We start from the raw sequence: 18,406 nt of genomic DNA on the forward strand, positions 1-18,406 counted from the left end.
ACTCAGATTCTCATTTCAAAACCTCCTTCAACCATTCCGAAATTTCATTTTCGAGACCTTTTCCCCCACTTCCGTAAATTACGAGTTCTTTTAAAATCTTTGAATTATGGCACAATTTTCTTATATTCTCTACAATCCTTTGCTTTCCTCCCCCTCCGTGGCTGATGAACGGAGCAATCTTTTTACCAGAAAGATCATATTGAGAAAGAAATGTGGCAGCAGGCGGTGCCATGGTACCCCACCAGTTTGGTGAACCCACAAAAATAATTTCATAATCTTCGATATTATCGATCTTAGTTTTTAGAGGTGGCTTATAATTTGCCTGAATTTCCTTTTTGGCCTGCTCTAAAGTTGCATTATAGGATGAAGGATAAGGTGTTTCAGGAATCAGCTCAACGATATCTCCATCTGTCAGTTCTTGGATCAATCTTGCTATTTTTTGTGTGTTTCCGGACCAACTGTAATAGACTACTAAAGATTTCATAACTTCATCCCCCTTTTATGGAATTGACGAGCGAGTAAGATAGATAAGCTATCAGCATGAACACCACTAAATAATCCATAAAGAATACGATTATGTGTTCTTCATAATCAAAATATGTGAAATTGATCAAACCAAACATCCTGTGAAAAATCTGCCTGTTGAAAAACTGGTATGTTCCATAAATTAAAACAATTGATAGAATAAACTTTTTTATCCTCGATCCGATATATCTCCGCATTTTTCCAAAAAATATTTTCCAGTGAAATCCAAAATGAATTGCCATCATTATAAAGCACCAAGCACTGAACACCATGTGTGACTTTCTTGCTAAATCTGTAGAAACAAAAATTGGAAAATCAAAAACCTGAGATATAGCAATGCTACTAATCGTTGTACCAATCATTACAGCAACAAGTAAGAAATTAATAACCGCATGAAAAATTCGAAATAAAGAATATTTACCCTTGAAAAGATTCAAATACCATCTCCAATTTAACACATTGTGCAAAACGCATAAGAAAAAAGACAGGATTCCTGTTATTTCATGAAACACTTCGCCAAAGGTATGATACGCCATCAACATAAAAAAGACAGTAGCCAAATAACAATTCTTATGAAGAACATTTGAATCACCTCAGAAAATTCAGTTCTCTGAGCCATCTTTCCACATCATCTTTTGCCCTATCAACATTTCTTTCATAAGTACTGAGAGGTTCAAGTATTCTGCAGTCCTCGGATAATATTGCTTTCAGATCACGGATGGTTCTTTCCAATCCTCCTCGCCCATGAGTTACAAATGGAACAATCGTTTTTCCAGAAAGATCATGTTCTTCCACAAAACTATGGATCGCCATGGGAATCGTATGCCACCAGTTGGGAAAACCAAGGAAAATGATATCGTACCGGTCTATGTTTGCCACTTTTTTAACCAGTACTGGACGCTCTTTCCTTCTTAACTGCTCAGCAGCTTGATCTAAGCATTCTGAGTAATTAGAGGAATACTTTGGTTCCACAACTATCTCAAAGATATCTCCTCCTGTAAATTCAGCGATGTATTGAGCAACTTTTCCTGTATGGCCGGGAGCGATAGCACTGGCCTGAGTGATCGTGTCCACCTTTTCTGGAATTCGTGCTACGTTGTTGCCCCAGCTAAAATATGCAACTAATATGTTTGTTGATCTTTTGTTTTGAACGTCCTGGCCCATGAGGAAGAAACACAACAGTAACAAAATTAGTATCAGGAATATTTTTTTCAAAGACATCACCTCCCCAATTGAATTCTGTAGATATTTACATCCTTGAGTGTATTTCCTACTCATACACCCAAAACGAAAACTATAAACAATTCAGACAAATCACGGATCTAAAAGCTCGAACCACATCACCAGCTTCTTCAAGAAAGGCCAGATCGCCCTCTATAACATGTCCAACATGCTGTTGGGTAAACCTTTCGCCTGTTTACTTATAAAAAATCACGAAACTATGTCTTGTCAGCTCAAGTTTTTCAGTAACATCGATGTCTTCACTTCCATGAACAACTTAGATTTTCCTTTTATTTTTTTCAAAGGGGTTGAAGATCTTCAGAGTCACAGGTTTCTGCCTCGTCGATTAATTCAGCAGAGAATCTCAAGGGTTTATGCCCCTTAAATTCTATGTACCCCACCATCTGGTTGAGAAACTCTTGTATCGTAGCGTTCTCTTAAGGAGACATCCTCCACTTTCCAGTTAGCATTCTCTCCATGTCTTTCAATCAAACGCTGCTTTTCTATAATTCATAACGATTTCCATAGCTTTTCTTTCGCTTTCAAGGATATCTTCGAGTGGGACGAAACTTCTTTCCGTTGCTTGAAAAGATTCTGAGCAAATGAAACTATTCGTCTGTGACAGGTCCGAACCACTCTGCGGGGCCAAGATGAACCTGTGTACTGATACCTATATGTACGAGTTCTTCACTGGGTGCCGCACCATGCCAGTGAACCACGTTCGGTGGTATACCACATCACCTTTTTTCAACATTCTCGCGAGTTTTCCTCTTTCCTGGTAAAAGCCTTTTCCCCGGGTCACGATCAGGATCTGTCCTCCCGGATGGCTGTGCCAGTGCGTTCTCGCTCGTGGTTCGAAAACAACGTTGTATATCTGTGTGTTGAATACTCCGTTTTCGTCAGTGACTAACATCTTCACCCAGACGATAAACGACATCTAATTTTCTCTGATTCTTGACACACTTTTTGAGAGAGGCACCTGAAATGCTATAATAGGTCAGATCAACTGAAAGGAGTCGTTTAAGAATGCTTAGGACGATCATCCTCCTTTTACTCCTCTCTTCGTGCATACTCTTTGCCTCTGCTCCAACTTACCAGGAATTCAAGAATGACTTTGGAATGGCAAAAGATTTTGCGAGTCTTCTCAATATACCATTAGAGGAGGTCAATTTTTTTGTCTCAGGAATGTCCAATTTCCTCGATTTTCTTGACCTCACCGAGGGAGTTTCTTACCTGAAGGAAGGAAACTACGACAAAGCCTTTGAGAATTTTTCAAAGGTGGGGGTCTCTCAAGTCATAAATTTGCTTCCATATGTGAGCACAATGCTCACCGTTGTGAGTTTCGCTCAGCCATTCTGGGACAGGGTGATAGTGTACGTGTTCGACGAGAAAATAAACCAATTCAAACAGGAGTTTGTGAATCGAAAGATGGACGAACTCAGAAAGCCCCTTGAAAAAAATCCTCTAGCCTTCAAGGGAGAAGACTTCAAAAAATGGCTCGAGTCAGACTCTGTTGAAGTTTCAGATTTTCTCGAGCTCGTTTTCGAAGACGGAGGAATGAAGCACGGTCTGTACAATGTTGGAAACAAGATCTTGAATGAGAAAGAGTTTGAATCCAAAAAATGGTACGAAAAAATGAAAAGCCTGTTTTTAAACCTCTCGCACAAAGCATACACAACCGAAGAGGTTAAGAACTTCTGGATCACTCAGTGGAGAGCGGAGGCTTTCAAGCGTGGAATCGATTACGTTGTAGAGAAGAAAAGAGAAGCTTTGAGCTACTTTCTTTCCGCGAGCAGTGTCAATGTCACTGTGGAAATCAATGCACCGGGAGAATTTGTCCTGAGCGTTCCTGAGCTTGATCTGAACGCGCGGGTGCAGAAAAAATACACGGTCTCCTCTTCACTAAAAGATTTAAAATCACGGCAAATCACGATCACTCTGAAGGATTTAAAGGGAAACATCGTTTACACGAAGACTCTCGAAGAAAAAGAACTGTTTGAAAAGTACGATCCGTTGCTTTCAACTGAAAAGAGCACTTACTACGTGAAAAAGATCAGCGTGACACCCGCTTACGAGAGAGAAATCGTTGAAAACTTGCATGTTGAGCTTCCTGAGAAGACAAAGTCTGCCACTGTCACTGTTGCAGGAAAAGATGATGTGCGCACTTATAAGGTCGAAAATACTCGTTCGGTTTCGCTGCCGGACGTGAACGTGACTTTGGATGAGGAAATAGAAATAGAAGCTGAAATATCAGACGCTGCCACTGAAGCGCGCAAATTATACGAAAGAGCTTACGTTCCATCAACAGGTGAAATTGTCGTGTGCGTAACAGAAACACCGAAGTTAGATTTCCAGAATCAAGAGGAATACAATGCTTATCTTCAAAAGATAAAAGAACAATTCCTTGAGAATATAAACGATTCAAATTCTGTCAAGGTTCTTCTGTACAAACTGGAGAAAGCCTTCTACGCCTTTCACGTCAATCCACTCGATCGGGCTGCTTTTAATGTCGTGTCTTATTGCCAGGAGAAATTCATCGGCTACAAGTACAGATTGAACGAAGAAGAAAGTCTCTTTAAGAGCATCAATAACAAATTTTCTTTACTGAGCAATCAGATTTATGAGAGTGATAAAAAATGGGGAGATCTCAATTACGATGTACGAAATCTTGAATACATTTCTTCACGCCTATTCGATGGCGCAGTTATACCGGCATATTACAGTTACATAGTGCGGGCGAAAGAAGATGTCCAAAGAAGAATAGACGGAAACAAGAGTGATCTGGAAAGGATTCTGAGTGAACTTTCGAATGTTTTGGAACAAACTGAAGAATTCAGAAAGACCGTTGAAGAAAAGATCGCCCTCGATGTCCTTTTCGAAACCAACTTAATACAGCAGTCTTCGCAGTTGGTTCGACAGATCCAGGAAAAGATCAACAAGGTGATGACCAGCTTGAGTGAGCTGGAGAGTTTGAAGATCAGATCTGATACGTGTATCGATAATTTTGTGTGTCTGATGAATTATACCCACAAACAGGCAGAGTTTTACAACACGCTCGTTGATCAATGGCATCTTTTGATGGAACAGGCACGCGCGTTAGAAAAAGATATTCAAAGCTTCAAACCGGAGTACGTTAATTATCTGTCAGAATTGATGAAGTACGGTGGAATCAACTTTTTCTATCTGAAAGAGAATGAGCAACTTAAGGGAATCGGTTTGAATGAAATAGCTGCCAGAGCTTTCCAGGAGTTTCTGGAAGAGGAAGAACTTGCAGATAGAGTTCAACGATTCAACAAAACTGCCGAGAACCTGCGAAGGCAGATCGAACAGTATCACCGCTATCACTACTATGTCTCTCTGAATGAAAACGACTTAAACGTGGACAAAAGCTACAGGCTGGAAGGTAATTATGACTATCGCTACTCGGTCAGTTTCTTCGACAAAAGTTTCCCATATAAGAGTGTAGGGTTCTCACATGAGCTGGGAAGCGTCCCTGAACTTTTAGAAAAATTCTTTATGTTAAGCGAAAAGCTAAAGCAGCAAGATCCACAGGGAGACAGAGTGAGAGAAAAGCTCGAAAAACTGCTCAGCTTGTCGTCATTTGAGACGGTTGAAGAATACAACACGATCGTGGATGAATGGATAAAACTTTATAAAGCTTACGAGCAGGAAGATTTCTATAAAATCAACGCGCTGTCGTATTCCTACATCGACAGAGACGGTCGAACCGTTCAAAAAACTTATCCAACAGAAGATTTTCTGAGGTGGCTATCACAGAGAAACAGCAAAAATCAAAATTTTATCCTCGACAAATATCTGAGAAAGATCACCGACGATCCAAAAAGAGAAGGTTATGAAACCCGTGACCCGCTGAGCGTGCTTGGACGCAATCTGATTGAAGCTGTTAAAAGAGCTCTTGCGGATTATGAATCCAGAATGATGGTGCAAATAGATTCCCTCAAGAATCTGAGCAAGATGACCAGAAAGAGGAAAGAGCAGGAGATTCAAAAGATGATCATGACAGATCCTTTCACCGCTGTAGATGCCAAAGTGCCAGAAGAGATAAAAGATTGGACTTTTCGCATTTCAAAGTTCGAACTTTCTGAAGACTGGAACAGGATCACAAGTGAACTTCAGGCACATCTTGAGGAGGTGATGAAGCAATGAAGCGGGGCATTTTGATCCTTTTTGTTCTTTTCTCAGTCGTGTTCTTCGCTCAGAGCATCGATAAAGTTAGATTCGATTCCGGTAAATTTCTGGCTTTCGCGGGGTCTGTGGCAAAAGAAAATGTTTCGTGTGAAGGAGTGGATCTGTGTTATATCGGAAGCAACTATGATTTCGTTGAAGATGCCCTTCTCGATGGAGAGAACGTTCTCGAGATATACGCTTACAGACAAGCAAGCGGAGATGGTTTCATCGTAAGGTACAGAAAACTCAATTCCAGTGTCTGGGATTACAGAGAACCAACTTACAACAACATCTGGAACATTCCTTACGAAGATGTTTCACTTCACCATGGAGAACTGTACAGGCTCAACAACGAATTTTTGTTTCTCGGAAGTGTCGGGCTCGATGGAGAGAACTTTCTCTATCTGATGAGAATCGACAGGGAAGGAAACATTCTCGATGAGCAGGAACTGGATTTCGAAGATTTTCTGATCAACGAATCAAGCAAATCAGGAATAGAATTTCTTGCCTACAAGAGCACCAGTTCGGGACATTCCTCCGCTTACCTCTGTCAGGCGTTCTCTTACTCAGGTTCTCTTTCTGAGAAAGGAAAACAGTTCAAGCTGGATTATCTCCCGGACTTTTTCGCAAACGGAAAGTACTACAGAGTGGAAGGATGGACGAACAGAGAGTTGGCCATTTATGAGTTCGGAAAAAAGGAAAGGAAGAAAACTGTGAAAGTACCTTTCTCTATACCAAGCGGTGGCGGTGGATACCCGGTTCTCGGTCACACGGATGATTCCTTTTTCACTCTGGGCTTAGATTATCCAACGTCCCACATTGTTGTTATCGAGATCGGTTTGGATGGAAAATTGAAAAAGACCTTCGACCTCACAAAGGCCATCATGGAAAGGTACGACCTCGAGAGCCTGGACTATTTCGAGATCGGAGAAAAGAGGATCTTTCCTGTTCCCTGGAGCGTAAATCTGATACATGCAGACGGCAAATTGCACATGTTTTATCTTCTGGGCTTTACTGCGCACAATTACTATCGTGGAATAATGGTTCAAAGAATCTCTGTGGAATGGTAGTTAGCTTTCTGAGTTTTCTGTAGTAAGATCTCAATTGTGATGCCATTTCAGACAAAAACACTGAAGGTATAACATGAATCTGAGAGTCCTTCTTTCAGGTCTTGCTTACAGAACACAAGCCAGAAAACACATCCCCAGCAGATCATGATGAACAGTTATAGACTTGTAACTGTTAAAATTCCATCAGACTAAGCGCTGAAGAAGATATCTACGAACCCAGAAAGTTAGGGATAGGGACCTTGGTCAACCCTGTACGGTTAAGGCTTGCAAATTGAGTACGCCGTACGAAGAATCCCATCCCCTTTCAAGGGTGTGGCTTTCAATCTATTAAAATTCGACCCACGGATACTCTCTTCTTGCTAACTTGCCCATCGCCTGAAGGAACGCTAATCCTGCCTCAGTTAGTGCATCTTCTGTGATGAATTTGGATATTCTGGCGAGGAGGATAGTATTGGATTCTAAGCGAATGAAACGGAGAAATTCGTTACTTTCCTTTCGTGGCCTTTCGGTACTCTTCTTCTGTGGCAGGTCCAAACCACTCTGCGGGGCCAAGATGAACCTGTGTACTGATACCTATATGTACGAGTTCTTCATTGGGTGCCGCACCATGCCAGTGAACCACGTTCGGTGGTATACCACATCACCTTTTTTCAACATTCTCGCGAGTTTTCCTCTTTCCTGGTAAAAGCCTTTTCCCCGGGTCACGATCAGGATCTGTCCTCCCGGATGGCTGTGCCAGTGCGTTCTCGCTCGTGGTTCGAAAACAACGTTGTATATCTGTGTGTTGAATACTCCGTTTTCGTCAGTGACCAGCATCTTCACCCAGACGTTACCCGTGAAGAAGTCGCTCGAACCTTTAGAACCCCTTTCAAAGATATCATCTACCATGGTTGTACCTCCTTTCAATAGTGTTCCACGTGGCGATTTTTCATCTTTTCAGCGAGCAGATCCATTTGACGACCTCGGGATCCCTGTGGGAGAAGAATACGCTCTGTCCTTCATCGAGCGCTGCGATCTTTTCCATGTCTTCCTGTGTGAGTTCAAAATCGAAGATACTGATGTTTTCTATCATCCTCTCTCTTCTCACAGTTTTGGGAATGGCAACGATTCCTTTCTGAGTGAGCCATCTTAAAATTACCTGTGCAACCGTTTTGCCGTACTTTTCCGCGATCGATCTGAGCACTCCGTTCTGGAAAATGTTTTTTCTTCCCTCAGCGAAAGGACCCCAGGCTTCAGGCTGAATGTTGTAATTTCTCATGAATTCGATCTCCTCTTGCCTCTGATAAAACGGATGTATCTCGATCTGGTTCGCCGCGGGAACAACTTCGTGATGAACCATCAGATCCATCAACCGATCGGGATAGAAATTGCTCACACCTATGGCTCTTACCAATCCATCTTTGTACAGTTTCTCCATAGCTTTCCAGGCACAGTGTACATCTCCAAAAGGTTGATGAATGAGATAGAGATCTATGTATTCGAGTTGCAGTTTCTTCAAGGACTTTTCAAAAGCCTTCTTTGCGGATTCGTAACCGGCATCCGACACCCACAGTTTGGTCGTGACGAAGAGCTCTTCTCTTTTGACAATTCCTTCGTCAATCGCGCGTTTTATTGTTCTTCCCACTCCCTCTTCGTTCATGTACGATGCTGCTGTGTCGATGAGTCTGTATCCCACCTTTATAGCCTCATAGACACATTCTTCTGTCTTTTCTGGTGGTATCTGGAAAACTCCGTATCCCAGAATAGGCATTTCTACACCGTTGTTCAAAGTGACTTTTGGAATCTGCATGGTAACACCTCCCATCGATGGATTCATTCTTCTGAAATTCTCGTACCAGTCTTTCATGTTACCGTAAAAAAAATCGGAGAAAATACAAAAATAACGGACGCCAACAGCACAGTATGTTTCACAGATACGTCATATTTTCCAGATTCTCAGGGTACCTTCCACCTTTTATTTCTATTCTTGAGAGAGCATCGTTTATTTCCTGGAGCTCTTCCGGTGTGAGTTCAACAAAAGCCCCTCCGATGTTTTCCAGAAGGTGACTCAGTTTCGTTGTGCCGGGTATGGGAACTATCCAGGGTTTCTGTGTAATAAGCCATGCGAGAGCTATCTGTGATGGTGTCGCGCCCTTTCGCTCAGCGATCTTTTTGAGGAGTTCTACAAGTGCAAGGTTTTCCTTCAAATTCTCTTTCTGAAAGCGTGGAATCCTGTTTCGAATATCTTCCTCATCGAACTTGGAGTTTTCACTTATCACTCCTGTAAGGAACCCTTTTCCCAGAGGACTGTAAGCTACAAAGCCTATTCCCAGTTCTTCACAGGTGGGAAGTATTTCCTCTTCAGGTTTTCTCCACCACATGGAGTACTCGTACTGCACCACATCAACAGGACAGACTTTATGAGCTCTTCTTATCGTTTCGGCAGAAGCTTCGCAAAGTCCAAAGTGCTTCACCTTACCCTCTTCTATGAGTTCCTTTACAACCCCAGCTACTTCTTCTATTGGAACGTTTGGATCCACCCTGTGCTGGTAGAGAATATCTATGACTTCCGCTCTGAGCCTTCTCAGAGAACCTTCCACTGCTTTCTTAATGTGTTCCGGCCTGCTGTTCAGTCCTTTCCAGCCTGGCCTTATCATCCTGTGAGGAATTTGAACTGGGTACTGCGGGAGGGATTTCATCCTTTACCCCAAAACCAAATTCCGTCTAACGGAATTGAAACCACAGTGCAAGCTCTTGATTGTACATGATAAGAGCAGTTTTAAAACCAATTGTAATTACCGGGAATTTCACAGCTAATAATACAAATGAAGAAGAATTCAGAAAGATTTGTTCTTTAAGCGGTGTCATAAACTTACTTTCCCTTGCACGCTCTTATATAGCATCTGCAACCTCATTAGCAGGAGGACCACCTGTTATATTACCTTTTATTGACTTGACATCGAAATAATTGCTCTATATTTCTTACTTCACAAAATTTTTTATTTCACACTTCACGGTGATTTGATTTGCTTGAAAATACCATCTACAATCAAAAGTCTTTTTATCTTTTCACAAATTCACTGTGAACCCTTTTGAGAAGTGAAGGAATTTCAAGCTTTTGAGGGCATTTGCTGAGACATTCGCCACATTCTATACAGAAAGATGCCGACATTTTTTGACTCTCAAACCACCTGTATGTTCCTTTTCCCCCCTCTATATCTTCAAACATAATTGTCTCATTGTACAATCTGAAATTTCCCGGAATATTCACACCATTTGGGCATGGCATACAATAGTTACATTCTGTACAGTTGATCACCGCAAAAGATTCCAAGGCTTTTCTTGTTTCTTCGATTAATTTTAAATCATCTTCTGTCAGGTTGTTCACTGTAACTCGGCCTGCTATATCGATATTTTCTTTCACCTGATCCAGTGTGCTCATTCCACTCAAAATGACTGAGACCTGTGGAAAGTTTCCGAGCCATCTCAAGCTCCATTCTACAGCCGACCAGTTTTTCCCATTTCTTTTTAAAATATTCATAGCTCTGTCTGGAAGCCTTGCGAGTTTTCCACCCTTGAGAGGTTCCATTATCACAACGGGCATTTTTTCAGAAGCGTACATGAGCCCTCTCAAACCAGCCTGATAATTGATATCCATGTAATTGAGTTGAATCTGGCAGAAATCCCAGTTGTAATTATCCACAATTTCTTTAAAGACGGAATATTTATCATGAAAAGAAAAGCCAGCAAATCTTATCTTTCCCTGTTTTTTAGCCATCTCGAAGAATTCAAAAAATCTCAAATCTCTTATTTTTTGCCATCTTTCTTTGTTGAGTGCATGCATAAGGTACATATCTATATGGTCAGTCTGAAGCTTTTTTAATTGCTCGTCCAGAAATCTGTCGAAATCTTCATATTTTTCTACCTGCCAAACAGGGCATTTTGTGGCAAGAAAGACTTTTTCTCTATAACCACCTTTAAGCGCTTTTCCAACGACTTTTTCACTGTTCCCCCTGTGATAGGGATATGCAGTATCAATATAATTCACTCCATGATCGACAGAATATCTGATCATCTCTATTGCTTTTTCTTCATCGATTTGAGATTCATCGTTATTTATTATGGGAAGTCTCATTGCACCAAATCCCAAAAGAGACGTCTTTATAGTTTTACCAAACTCTCTGTATTGCATTATTTTACCTCCCTGATATCTTTAATATCTTTAGCTTTATAATTATTATACTCGAACACAGAAGAATTTTTCGCCACCATCTGTTGAAAAATCACTTTTTACAAAGTTAATGTGATATAATAAAAATAACAAGATATTGTAATTTTCATTTAATTTCAGTCCTCTTAATTATCCTCTCCGCTTTAAATTTGAAATCAAAAGGAAGTGGAAAAAATATGAAATCAAAAACTGTGGCAGGTTATTTTAACAATGGCCTTCCTTACAATAAGTTCGGCCATGGGCCTCGTGATCTTGTAATTTTCCAGGGATTAACGTTTGAAAACAAGCCTCTGTCTGCATCCATGTTCCGATTTTTCTTTAAGATTTACAAATTTTTAGGAGAAGATTATACGGTATATGTTGTGAATCGAAAATCAAATTTGCCTGATATTTATACTTTGAAAAATATGGCAGATGATTATGCAAAAATGATCACAGAAGAATTCGAATATCCAATTGATTTGATAGGTGTTTCAACAGGCGGGTCTATTGCTCAGCATTTTGCTGCTGATCACCCAAAGCTGGTTCGCAAATTGGTGATTCATTCAAGCGCTTATACTCTTAACAAAAAAGCCAGGGATGTTCAGATGCATGCTGGACAGCTGGCGAATCAACGAAAATGGAGAGAAGCCTGTTTTTCCTTGATGAGCTTATCGCTTTCAGAAAAGGGAATCAAAAAATATATGGGTAAATTACTGTTCTGGTTCATATCACTTTTTTCGAAAAAACTTTTCGGCGCACCAGAAGATCCATCAGACCTGATAGTAACAATCAAGGCAGAAGACAATCATAATTTCAAAAACCGTCTGTCAGAGATCGCCGCTCCTACACTTGTAATAGCTGGAAGTAAAGATCCTTTCTATTCAGAAATATTGTTTTGTGAAACTGCTGAGTGTATACCAAATGCCAAACTGATTCTATATAGGAAACTCGGGCATCCTGCTTCTGGCAGAAAATTTGCCCGGGACGTTATCGTATTTCTAAAAGAAGCATAAAGAAATGGAGGTATAAAGATGAATATATTGATACTCTATGATTCGTTTTTTTCAAACACCGAGAAAATAGCCCGCACAATTGGTGAAGCTTTTTCTCCAAACGAAGTCAATGTACTCAAAGTGGATAATGTAAAATACAGAAATCTGGAAAATCTCGATCTGCTCATCGTTGGCTCTCCCACCAGAGCCTTCAGTCCAACCAGAGCAATCAAGAGCTTTCTGAGAAAAATACCAAAAGACGGCTTAAAAGGTATTAAGGTGATCGCATTCGATACAAGATTTGCAGAAGAAAAAATAAGATCTTCTTTTTTCGCGTTGCCATTTTTTGTGAAAATATTTGGCTATGCTGCAGATTCCATCTCTAAGAAGCTCACAAAAAAGGGAGGAAAGCTTGTTGTTCCTTCTGAATGGTTCTTCGTTGAAGATGTCGAAGGGCCATTAAAAGATGGAGAAATAGAGCACACCAAAAGGTGGGTCAAGAAGATTCTCAAGCAAATTGATTTTTCTGGAAATCAGTAAAAACCACAGAGAAAGTTTGCTTTTTTGTTAACGAAAACTCATGAAGGCAACAATCATGCCCGAAATCAGGCATAACAGTGGTCTGGTATATAAAAAATGCATTTTTTCTGCCGATTATCTGCATTGTTTCTCTTAATTTCTTTTAGTAACTTCGATTATCTTTTTATTGCTGAGTGAATTGAAATTTGACTTAGGTTAACGATAACGTTATCGTTGAAGTAGATTACACTGGTTACTCTCAAATATGAACGCTCAGCCATACGCTATTCTAAAAATTTCAGGGGAGGTAGAATTATGAAAAAAGTTCTTCTGGTTGTCGGTATCATGCTTATTCTGGCAATAGCAGTCACAGCAAAAACAACGATAACTGTCTGGACATTTTTCAGTGGTGGTGAAGGATTTATAGTAACTGATCTAATCAAAAAATTCAACGCTGAAAACCCCGATATCGAAGTTGTCGAACAAATAATCGAATGGGGAGAACTTTACAACAAATTAACTACAGCAGTTGTTGCAGGAGATCCACCCGATGTTTCTGTCATGCATCTTGCAATGATACCGGATTTTGCCTCAAGAGGAGCTCTGACAGCTATTGACAATTACGTGTCCAAGGATATTTTGTCTGATTATGTACCGGAAGTTATTTCAAAGGCACACTACAACGGCAAACTCTATGCAATCCCAATCGATACGCACCCTCTTGTTCTCTATTACAACAAGAAACTTTTGAAAAAAGCAGGATTAACTGACCAAAATGGTGAAGTTCTTGTCCCAAAAACCTGGGATGAATTGATCAGTTATGCAAAAACAGCCAAAGACAAACTTGGTCTGGAAGTTGGTATATCTGCAGAAAATGGGCCAATGACTGGTGAAAGACTTTTCATAGCATACTACACACAGCTTGGCGGTGAATTTTACGATGCAAAAACAAATACAATCAAACTCGATCTTGAAAAAGCCAAAAAGACCTATGAGTTCATTAAAAATCTCTTTGACTCGGGCATTATAGAATCGATGGATTACAATACTGGAGAATCACTTTTTCAAAATGACCAATCTCCATTCCATTTGAATGGTGTCTGGGCAATGGCAGTTTATCCAACACTCGATCTGGAATTTGGTGTTACAAGTGTGCCTGCAATCCCTGGTAGCAAACCATACACATGGGCAGATAGTCACACATGGGTGCTTCCAAAACATCCAAAAGATGACCAGAACAAGATCAAAGCCGCTGTAAAATTCATAGAGTGGTTTGCAAAAAATTCCGCAGAATGGGCAAAAGCAGGGCATCTGCCAGTTCTCAACAGTGTTCTGAAATCTGATGCCTTCTTAAAGTTACCAATGAGAGCTGATTATGCACAGGTTGCAAACTTTGTTGTGCCTGCACCGAGTATGAGGGGCTGGGTAGAGATCAGGCAGAAAATGTGGGAACTCAATCAGGCTGTTATTCTTAACCAGATCACACCCGAGCAGGGTGCAAAAGAATTACAGCAAACAATTAAGAACGTTTTGTCAGACTGAGGTCTGATACGAAAGAAGGGGGATATCCCCCTTCTTTATTCTTTCGCACGGAGGGGTTTCATGACTGTTCATAACAGGAAAAAACATACATTGCTTGCCTATTTATTTTTTCTGCCTTTTGGTGCCTTGCTGGTTGTTTTCAAATTGATTCCCTTTGTAAATTCAGTCAGAATGGTATTTTACAAATGGGACATTCTGGGTACACCTCAATTTATAGGCCTTTCAAATTTGTCGCGCATGTTTTCTGACAAAGTTTTTCTGTCATCACTGTGGCATACCTTTTATTTTGTCATTCTGACAGTTCCGCCAATTATGATTTTGTCTTTTCTGGTTGCCGTGCTTGCAAACAGTAAAATGCACGCAAGGGGTTTTTTGAGGTCTGCTTTTTATCTCCCATACACTTTGACAATCTCAGTTGTCTGTCTGACATGGTCTTTGCTCTACAATCCATATTTTGGATTGATCTCAAAAGCCACAAAATCCATAGGACTGAAAACCATTAACTGGCTTGTTGATCCATTCTGGGCCATGCCGGCTGTTGCCATCACCACTGTCTGGTGGACGATGGGGTTTTGCGTCATTTTATATATTGCGGGCCTGCAGCAAATACCATCTTCCTATTACGAAGCAGCAGAACTTGATGGTGCCAGCAGTTTCAAAAAAATGATCTTCATAACAATACCACTTTTGAAGAGAGTGCATGTTCTTGTTATTGTGACTCAGATCATAGCTTCACTTCAGATTTTCGGGCAGGTTTACATCATGACGGCAGGAGGACCGGCTGGAAAGACTCGAACAGTTATGCAATATATCTATGAACAGGGTTTTAGATATTTCAAAATGGGCTATGCACAGAGTATGGCTTTTATCATGTTCCTCATAATGCTCGTTTTTTCATATTTGCAGCTGCGTTTGATGATTTCCTCTTCAAAAGAGGAGTTGATATAAATGAAGGTAAAAAAATATATTCTGACGATTCTGGCAATTTTTCTGTCTGTTATCTACCTGCTTCCTCTTATCTGGATGACCCTGGCATCTTTTCAATCACAGAAAGATATCCTTGCCGGAAAATGGATACCTTCTAAATGGTCGGCCGATAATTACAGAACAATACTTCAAAGGGCAAAGATTGGCGCGTGGTTTGCAAATAGTCTCGTTTCTTCCTCGATAGGGACAGCTGGAATCATTGTAATCTGTACACTTGCAGCGTATGCGGTGAGTCGAATGAATTTTCCAGGGAGAAAATTTCTCTATTTTCTATCCTTGACCGGATTCATGATACCAAGTCAAGCAATCGCCATCCCGTTATATCTGATGATCAGAAAAATCGGTCTTGTGAATAATCTTTTTGGGATAATACTGCCAGCTTTGCCTTCTTCTATGGCAGTTTTTATACTCTCACAGTTCATGAAAGCTATACCATCAGATTACGAAGAAGCTGCAAGACTGGACGGCGCAGGCGAGCTGGATATAATGTTCAGAATAATCCTGCCAATGTCTCTACCTTCTATCATAACGGTGGCTGTGCTTCACTTCACCTGGATATGGAATGATTTTTTCTGGCCTTTGATTGTCATGACAAATGAAAAGATGTACACCCTACCAGTTGGGTTGGTGGCACTGGCAGGTTCAGATGTCAACATACGTTATGGTCCAATAATGGCGGCAAATGTGCTGGCATCCCTGCCAGTCGTAGTAGTTTATCTTTTCATGCAAAGGTATCTAACACGTGGAGTAGTTTTGAGTTTAAGGTGAAAGGAGTGTAAGACAGTGAGAATAACTCTAAACCATGGCTGGAAAATAACTTACGATGACGGTACTTGTGACAATATTTTTTTACCGCACGAATTTCCAATAACTGAGCAAAGCTATCCAAACCCGATTTGTTTTTCGGGCTTATACGAAAGAAAATTGACCGAATTGGAAGGAATATCCAGCAAAAGAATCATGTTGAGATTTCATGGGATTGATTGGCTGTCGAAAATCTATGTAAACGGCAAGCAAGTCCTGCATCACGAAAATGGTTATGATTTGTTTGAAGTTGAAATAACAGATTTTCTCAACTTTGATGGCCATGATATCTTAAAAATCCATGTTTCTGATTTTGACATATCTGGCAAGCCGGAAATTGTTGTGGGAAAACAAGATTGGTATGGGAATGCTTGCGGAATAATCCAAAATATCGAGCTATGGGTTGTAGATGATATTTTTATAAAATCTGCTAAATTCATACCAATGAAAGATTTGAAAACCATCAAATGCGAGATTGAGTTTTCTGACAGGCAAGAGCATGATTTTTCTCTAACCGTGATAGATCCATCTGGAACGCAAATTCTGAATAAGAAATTTAGCCGCTCAACATTTGATCTTCTCATTGACGATCCGAAACTCTGGTCTTTGAAATCTCCCCAGCTTTATACAGCCATAATCGATTTTGCCAAGGACAATTCGAAAGACAGGTTTCAAACCACATTTGGCATTCGATCAATTGATGTAGATGAAGACAGGATACTGTTAAATGGTGAACCTGTTTATATATTCGGTGCACTCGATCAAAATTTCTATCCGGTCAATCACTACACACTGCCTGAGAAAAACGATCTTCTCTCTGAATTATTGAAGGCCAAAGAAATGGGGCTGAATCTTTTAAGATTCCATGTGAAAATTCCAGATGATCTTTACTTAGAAATTGCCGATGAACTTGGTCTCCTGATATGGATAGACCTGCCATACGCAAGGCAGTTAAATGAAAAATCAATGGGATATCTTGAAAAATTGCTTGAAAACCTTTTAAAAAGGCATGCAAATCACCCGAGTTTTGTCTTACTGAGCTTGATAAACGAAAGCTGGGGTGTGGATCTATCAGAGGAACAAACGAGAATCTGGCTCAAGATGTTTTTCAGAAAAGCCAAAGCCCTTGATGATACAAGGCTATACGTAGACAATTCTGCATGTATGGGCAATTTTCACGTTATATCCGATATAGATGATTTTCATTTTTATCATTCGTTTCCGTATCACAATGCGCAATGGGATGAAAAAATAAAAAGTTTTGCTACAGGTGATTTTAAGAGCTTTTTTGAATCAAACGCCGAATCGAAGAAATTGCCAAAAATCGTATCGGAATTCGGTGTCTGGGGACTTTCTGATCCAAAAGATTGGGAAGGTAACTGGATGAAATTTCCTGTAACTACGATGGGTATGAAATTTCCTAATTCATCACCTATCGAGGCAATTGCACGCGTTTGTGGCTTTCACAACATAGATGACTTTATTTACCAAACCCAGCTCAATCAATTTCTGGGATTAAAGTATCAGATAGAAAAGATAAGACTCAGGCCAGAGATTTCAGGGTATGTTATAACAGAATTCTCAGATATTGCTTGGGAAGCCAATGGTTTACTCGATTACAATCGCATGCCGAAAGTTTTTCATTCCAAGTTGAGATTTCTCAACAAAAAGATTCTGCCAATCATCAAAAACCACATGGCAATTATCCAAGATGGAGATACTTATCATACCCAGATCTATATAGCTAATAATTCAGGAAAAAATATGGATGCAGATTTAATCATAAGAACAGATACAAAAATCCTTAAACAGATACCAGTGCCACTGAAAAAATGGTCGGTGTCAGAAGGTATAGATTTCTCTGCAAAACTTGAACACGATACACAGAATATCTTTCTTGAGGTTTTTGAAAATGGAAATTTGATTAGCCGGAACTTCTATCCAGTAGTTGTTTTAGGACCAGCACCTCTGAGTGATGAAATACTCTGGGTAAATGACGATTTGTTGCAGGATGAAGAACTTGTATCAATCTCCGAAAAAAGAAAGCTTCATGGTTTTCTTGATTTATCAGGAGATTGGATAAGCAATTTAACCATATTCAACACAAAGAGAAATAAGAATATATCTGCCCTGCTATGGTCCTTAGGTGAAGTTGCATCAGAATATGTGCTCATATCAAAACAGACTGATAAAATATTGTCTTCTGACAATTCACTCATAAGCAAGATCACAGGCTGGGGCTATGCCTTTACTTCTATACTGTATATAAAAGAAAAGGAGGGAAAGCGAAAGGTCTACACAACGTTGAAAAACAATCCACTTTCAAGATCGATTATTTCTTATGTATTATACTAAATGAAGGTGAG

The 18,406-nt window shown here is 40.1% G+C and carries 17 protein-coding genes; 9 read left to right on the forward strand and 8 right to left on the reverse strand.

Going from position 1 to position 18,406, the window contains the following annotated elements; translation table 11 throughout:
- Positions 1–10: 10 nt before the first annotated feature.
- The 4 genes from TEL01S_RS08055 to TEL01S_RS08070 all read right to left on the reverse strand — a co-directional run bounded on the left by TEL01S_RS08055 (position 11) and on the right by TEL01S_RS08070 (position 2,683).
- Complete coding sequence (locus tag TEL01S_RS08055) at positions 11–484, reverse strand: flavodoxin (RefSeq protein WP_012003598.1); 474 nt, start codon at positions 482–484, stop codon at positions 11–13.
- A 4-nt stretch (positions 485–488) separates the two neighbouring features.
- Positions 489–962 (reverse strand): DUF4405 domain-containing protein, encoded by a 474-nt coding sequence (locus TEL01S_RS08060; RefSeq protein ID WP_049753367.1) that lies wholly within the window; start codon positions 960–962, stop codon positions 489–491.
- Between the two features lie 151 nt (positions 963–1,113).
- Entirely contained in the window at positions 1,114–1,746 is a 633-nt protein-coding gene (locus tag TEL01S_RS08065) for a flavodoxin (protein ID WP_028843830.1), read from the reverse strand.
- A gap of 670 nt (positions 1,747–2,416) precedes the next feature.
- A complete protein-coding gene (locus TEL01S_RS08070) occupies positions 2,417–2,683 on the reverse strand; it encodes a cupin domain-containing protein (RefSeq protein WP_232504358.1) in 267 nt (88 codons plus the stop codon).
- An 89-nt stretch (positions 2,684–2,772) separates the two neighbouring features.
- Here TEL01S_RS08070 and TEL01S_RS08075 point away from each other — a divergent pair, with 89 nt between their 5' ends.
- Complete coding sequence (locus TEL01S_RS08075; RefSeq protein ID WP_028843829.1) at positions 2,773–5,913, forward strand: hypothetical protein; 3,141 nt, start codon at positions 2,773–2,775, stop codon at positions 5,911–5,913.
- Complete coding sequence (locus TEL01S_RS08080; protein ID WP_028843828.1) at positions 5,910–7,004, forward strand: hypothetical protein; 1,095 nt, start codon at positions 5,910–5,912, stop codon at positions 7,002–7,004. Before TEL01S_RS08075 ends, TEL01S_RS08080 begins: the two co-directional genes overlap by 4 nt.
- Positions 7,005–7,577: 573 nt before the next feature.
- Here TEL01S_RS08080 and TEL01S_RS08085 read toward each other — a convergent pair.
- The 3 genes from TEL01S_RS08085 to TEL01S_RS08095 form a co-directional block, all read right to left on the reverse strand.
- Positions 7,578–7,892, reverse strand: a complete 315-nt coding sequence (locus tag TEL01S_RS08085) for a cupin domain-containing protein (RefSeq protein ID WP_232504359.1) — start codon at positions 7,890–7,892, stop codon at positions 7,578–7,580.
- Between the two features lie 40 nt (positions 7,893–7,932).
- Positions 7,933–8,793 (reverse strand): aldo/keto reductase, encoded by an 861-nt coding sequence (locus tag TEL01S_RS08090; RefSeq protein ID WP_028843827.1) that lies wholly within the window; start codon positions 8,791–8,793, stop codon positions 7,933–7,935.
- A 118-nt stretch (positions 8,794–8,911) separates the two neighbouring features.
- Entirely contained in the window at positions 8,912–9,682 is a 771-nt protein-coding gene (locus TEL01S_RS08095; RefSeq protein ID WP_081706832.1) for an aldo/keto reductase, read from the reverse strand.
- Between the two features lie 59 nt (positions 9,683–9,741).
- On the opposite strand from TEL01S_RS08095, the gene TEL01S_RS10975 reads away from it, so the two are divergent.
- The gene (locus tag TEL01S_RS10975; RefSeq protein ID WP_144313086.1) at positions 9,742–9,951 is read left to right on the forward strand and encodes a hypothetical protein; all 210 of its coding nucleotides are present in this window, start codon (positions 9,742–9,744) and stop codon (positions 9,949–9,951) included.
- A gap of 93 nt (positions 9,952–10,044) precedes the next feature.
- On the opposite strand, the gene TEL01S_RS08100 is transcribed toward TEL01S_RS10975, so the two are convergent.
- Entirely contained in the window at positions 10,045–11,175 is a 1,131-nt protein-coding gene (locus TEL01S_RS08100) for an aldo/keto reductase (protein ID WP_012003605.1), read from the reverse strand.
- Between the two features lie 215 nt (positions 11,176–11,390).
- On the opposite strand from TEL01S_RS08100, the gene TEL01S_RS08105 reads away from it, so the two are divergent.
- The 6 genes from TEL01S_RS08105 to TEL01S_RS08130 all read left to right on the forward strand — a co-directional run bounded on the left by TEL01S_RS08105 (position 11,391) and on the right by TEL01S_RS08130 (position 18,395).
- The gene (locus tag TEL01S_RS08105) at positions 11,391–12,209 is read left to right on the forward strand and encodes an alpha/beta fold hydrolase (RefSeq protein WP_012003606.1); all 819 of its coding nucleotides are present in this window, start codon (positions 11,391–11,393) and stop codon (positions 12,207–12,209) included.
- 18 nt (positions 12,210–12,227) lie between these two features.
- Entirely contained in the window at positions 12,228–12,728 is a 501-nt protein-coding gene (locus TEL01S_RS08110) for a flavodoxin family protein (protein WP_028843826.1), read from the forward strand.
- 294 nt (positions 12,729–13,022) lie between these two features.
- The gene (locus TEL01S_RS08115; protein ID WP_028843825.1) at positions 13,023–14,249 is read left to right on the forward strand and encodes an ABC transporter substrate-binding protein; all 1,227 of its coding nucleotides are present in this window, start codon (positions 13,023–13,025) and stop codon (positions 14,247–14,249) included.
- A gap of 60 nt (positions 14,250–14,309) precedes the next feature.
- Positions 14,310–15,197 (forward strand): carbohydrate ABC transporter permease, encoded by an 888-nt coding sequence (locus TEL01S_RS08120; protein WP_012003609.1) that lies wholly within the window; start codon positions 14,310–14,312, stop codon positions 15,195–15,197.
- Positions 15,198–16,004: a carbohydrate ABC transporter permease gene (locus tag TEL01S_RS08125; protein WP_028843823.1), complete on the forward strand. Its 807-nt coding sequence runs from the start codon at positions 15,198–15,200 to the stop codon at positions 16,002–16,004.
- A 15-nt stretch (positions 16,005–16,019) separates the two neighbouring features.
- A complete protein-coding gene (locus TEL01S_RS08130) occupies positions 16,020–18,395 on the forward strand; it encodes a glycoside hydrolase family 2 protein (protein ID WP_028843822.1) in 2,376 nt (791 codons plus the stop codon).
- Positions 18,396–18,406: the final 11 nt, after the last annotated feature.

Source organism: Pseudothermotoga elfii DSM 9442 = NBRC 107921, assembly GCF_000504085.1.
Taxonomy (GTDB): Bacteria; Thermotogota; Thermotogae; order Thermotogales; family DSM-5069; genus Pseudothermotoga_B; species Pseudothermotoga_B elfii.

Bases quoted from the DNA above. Each gene is read 5' to 3' on its own strand.
- TEL01S_RS08055 (WP_012003598.1), bottom strand. From the start codon at position 484: ATGAAATCTTTAGTAGTCTATTACAGTTGGTCCGGAAACACACAAAAA.
- TEL01S_RS08065 (WP_028843830.1), bottom strand. From the start codon at position 1,746: ATGTCTTTGAAAAAAATATTCCTGATACTAATTTTGTTACTGTTGTGT.
- TEL01S_RS08070 (WP_232504358.1), bottom strand. From the start codon at position 2,683: ATGTCGTTTATCGTCTGGGTGAAGATGTTAGTCACTGACGAAAACGGA.
- TEL01S_RS08075 (WP_028843829.1), top strand. From the start codon at position 2,773: ATGCTTAGGACGATCATCCTCCTTTTACTCCTCTCTTCGTGCATACTC.
- TEL01S_RS08080 (WP_028843828.1), top strand. From the start codon at position 5,910: ATGAAGCGGGGCATTTTGATCCTTTTTGTTCTTTTCTCAGTCGTGTTC.
- TEL01S_RS08085 (WP_232504359.1), bottom strand. From the start codon at position 7,892: ATGGTAGATGATATCTTTGAAAGGGGTTCTAAAGGTTCGAGCGACTTC.
- TEL01S_RS08090 (WP_028843827.1), bottom strand. From the start codon at position 8,793: ATGCAGATTCCAAAAGTCACTTTGAACAACGGTGTAGAAATGCCTATT.
- TEL01S_RS08095 (WP_081706832.1), bottom strand. From the start codon at position 9,682: ATGAAATCCCTCCCGCAGTACCCAGTTCAAATTCCTCACAGGATGATA.
- TEL01S_RS08100 (WP_012003605.1), bottom strand. From the start codon at position 11,175: ATGCAATACAGAGAGTTTGGTAAAACTATAAAGACGTCTCTTTTGGGA.
- TEL01S_RS08105 (WP_012003606.1), top strand. From the start codon at position 11,391: ATGAAATCAAAAACTGTGGCAGGTTATTTTAACAATGGCCTTCCTTAC.
- TEL01S_RS08110 (WP_028843826.1), top strand. From the start codon at position 12,228: ATGAATATATTGATACTCTATGATTCGTTTTTTTCAAACACCGAGAAA.
- TEL01S_RS08115 (WP_028843825.1), top strand. From the start codon at position 13,023: ATGAAAAAAGTTCTTCTGGTTGTCGGTATCATGCTTATTCTGGCAATA.
- TEL01S_RS08120 (WP_012003609.1), top strand. From the start codon at position 14,310: ATGACTGTTCATAACAGGAAAAAACATACATTGCTTGCCTATTTATTT.
- TEL01S_RS08125 (WP_028843823.1), top strand. From the start codon at position 15,198: ATGAAGGTAAAAAAATATATTCTGACGATTCTGGCAATTTTTCTGTCT.